This window comes from bacterium (assembly GCA_020440705.1).
Taxonomy (GTDB): Bacteria; Krumholzibacteriota; Krumholzibacteriia; order LZORAL124-64-63; family LZORAL124-64-63; genus JAGRNP01.
In genome coordinates this window covers 1-1,796 of the sequence record JAGRNP010000247.1, presented here as the reverse complement: position 1 = coordinate 1,796, position 1,796 = coordinate 1, and the positions used below count along the sequence as shown (strand labels likewise).

Sequence of the window (1,796 nt, the reverse complement as noted above, 5' to 3'; positions counted from 1 at the left end):
CGCCGGGGCGAGCGCGTTCGGCGAGGAGACGCCGGGCTTCCCGGGTGATCACGCGCGCGAAGGCGTGATCGAAGACTCGCGAAGCCGAGGTCTCGTCGAAGGGCTCGACTTCGAGCTCCGGGCTCCCACCTTGTCGACTGGTTTTTCGCCGGGTCGCTTCCGCACCGCGGGCCACGTTGCGTGCGATGCCATAGAGAAAGGCACGAAAGCCGCCGGCCTGTGAGGCATCGACGCGCTGGAGTGCTCCGGCGGGCTTGAAGCACTGCAGGAAGACGTCCTGGATCGCGTCCCTCAGGTCGTCATGGCCGGCCGGCAGTTTCCAGCGGGCCTGGAGGTAGGCCTGGATCACCGGCTCGTACAGGCGGCAAAAATCGGCACGGCTCTCCGGGTCGCCCGCCGCGGCGTCACGCACCAGGGTCCAACAGGTGGAATCACCTCGATCCATGGTCGCGATCATAGGGACCGGAACCCCCGGCGGCCAAAAGCATCAACGGAGATCGGCCGTGACGGCGTTGGTCACGAAGACGGCGGGCGGGACGACGCCGGTGTCGACGATCAAGCCTTGGAGGCTGAAGACGACCGGGATCGGCGGGCCGGGGACGACTTGCGTCCAGGGGGTGGGCCCGGACGGGGCCAGCGCCCGGGGGTCGGCCCAGAGTCCGTTGGTCACCGTGAACGCGCCCGGTCGACCGGGGAGAAGGAAATCGGGCGTGAAGGCCCCGGCACCGAAGGGGCCCTCGAAATGGTCCAGCAAGTTCAGCGCCCCGAACTGACCCCACAGGGCGAAGGCGAGAGGGCCCGTGGCGGCGGGGGGCGCCGTGACCAGAATCGTAAAGGGCGGGGAGAGGGCGAGGGGCACGACACGGGCGACTCCGCCGGACGAGCCGTCGAGGAACAGCGTATCGGCGGTGGCCGTGCCGGACAGGGCCAGACTGTGCAAGGGGCGTGGGCAGGAGACGATCGGACCAAGGCCTCCGGATCGATCGACCAGGTCGGGCCGGCCATCGCCGTTGACGTCGCCGAGCTGAAAGAAGGGATTCGCATCGACCATTGCCGTGACGTCCTTCGGACCGATGTCCAGGGTTGAGAAACCTCCGGGCACCCCCTTGGCCACCACCAGCGTGACGATCTGACTGACCGAAGGCAGGGTGAATGGAATCGGAACACGGTGAACCATGATCAGATCGGGTTGCCCGTCACCGTCGACATCGGCGACGCGCGGCGACGACAGCGTCCCGGTCGTCGGCCATGCCGTGACCGAGGGGATCGCGAAGGCCGGCGGGTTGCCCCCGAGCCCCTGGTGGACGCCGATGATGTTCGAGGTCACGGCGATCCAATCGGGGATGCCGTCAGCGTTCAGGTCGGCGAGCTCGACGGCATCCACGGCGGTCGTTGCGCCCGCGGGAAAGACCTCGACCATGGTGCCAGCCTGGTATTCGAAGACGCGGATCGTGCCGTCGCGGAGGAAGAGTTCATCGTCGCCGTCGCCATCCAGGTCGCCGGTGCGGATGATCTCTTCGGGCGCCAAGGTGCCGGGCGTGACGGAACCGCGTTGGATCGTGCCCAGGAGGCAGAAGGTGGCGGTGCCGGTCGCCCGGTACACCTGGACCTGATGCGCCGCCTGGACGATGAAGTCGCCCAGGCCATCGCCGTCGACGTCACCGCCGTAGAGCTTGTCGGCGGTCAAGCTGAGCCCCAGGTTGGCCACGTTGGACCAGGTGCCGGGTGCCAGCCAGCGGAAGACGCTGCCGTAGGTCGTCGCCAGTTCCGCCCGGCCGTCGCCATCGATGTCACCG

2 protein-coding genes are annotated in these 1,796 nt (G+C 68.3%); both read right to left on the bottom strand.

From position 1 onward, the window contains the following. Window positions 1-457, bottom strand: a 457-nt coding sequence (locus KDM41_18110; protein MCB1185338.1) for a sigma-70 family RNA polymerase sigma factor, incomplete at its 3' end; no start/stop codon positions are given. Window positions 458-487: 30 nt separating this feature from the next. After that, window positions 488-1,796, bottom strand: a 1,309-nt coding sequence (locus KDM41_18105; GenBank protein MCB1185337.1) for a VCBS repeat-containing protein, incomplete at its 5' end; no start/stop codon positions are given.